This is a genomic window from Staphylococcus sp. HMSC077D08 (genome assembly GCF_001837945.1).
In the GTDB taxonomy this organism is placed as follows: Bacteria; Bacillota; Bacilli; order Staphylococcales; family Staphylococcaceae; genus Staphylococcus; species Staphylococcus epidermidis.
The window spans coordinates 4,836-5,831 of sequence record NZ_KV834817.1; the positions used below are offsets into that span (position 1 = coordinate 4,836).

The following is a 996-nucleotide window of genomic DNA, read 5'->3' on the forward strand; positions in this document are numbered from 1 at the left end:
AATACTTTGTATTTATATGTAATTTTACATTGTAATACTTTAAAAAAATAAAGCACTTTCGTATAATTTAATAAACATCACTAAACTAAATTAACGAGGTGCCTTATGTATAAAAATTATAACATGACTCAACTTACTCTACCAATGGAAACTTCAGTTCTTATCCCCACAAATGATATTTCACGACATGTAAATGATATTGTTGAAACAATTCCTGACAATGAATTCGACGAATTCAGACATCACCGTGGTGCAACTTCGTACCATCCTAAAATGATGTTAAAAGTGATTCTATATGCCTACACACAATCTGTATTCTCAGGTCGTAAAATAGAAAAAATGCTTAATGATAGCATCCGAATGATGTGGCTATCACAAAATCAAAAACCTTCTTATAAAACAATTAATCGATTTAGAGTAAATCCAAAAGTAGATGCTTTATTAGAATCTTTATTTATTCAATTTTACAGTCAGTGTGTAAAACAAAATCTTATAGATGATAAAGCTATTTTTATTGATGGTACAAAAATTGAAGCAAATGCCAATCGATATACATTTGTATGGAAAAAGAGTATTCAAAACCATGAATCAAAGATGAATGAGGATTCTAAAGCCCTCTACCATGAATTGGTAACCAATAAAATCATACCGGAAATTAAAGAAGATCATGATAATGAACTAACAAAAGAAGAAATAGATTTGATTGGTAGTCATTTAGATAAAGAAATCGAAGATTTAAACCAACATATCAACAATGAAAAATGTACTAAAACAAGAAAACAAATACGTCTCAAAAGAACTAAAATCAAAAAATACAAAAAGCAAATCAATGATTATTTTGAGCGAAAGTATCGATACGAATTTCAAAAATCTATTTTAAAGGATAGAAATAGTTATTCTAAGACAGATCATGATGCGACATTTATGAGAATGAAAGAAGATCACATGAAAAATGGACAACTTAAGCCAGGGTATAATTTACAAATAGCGACAAAT

The 996-nt window shown here is 28.3% G+C and carries 1 protein-coding gene; it reads left to right on the forward strand.

What is annotated here, in order from left to right; all coding sequences use genetic code 11:
- Window positions 1-105: 105 nt before the first annotated feature.
- On the forward strand, window positions 106-996 hold an 891-nt coding region (locus tag HMPREF2663_RS09610; RefSeq protein WP_141762246.1), incomplete at its 3' end, for a transposase.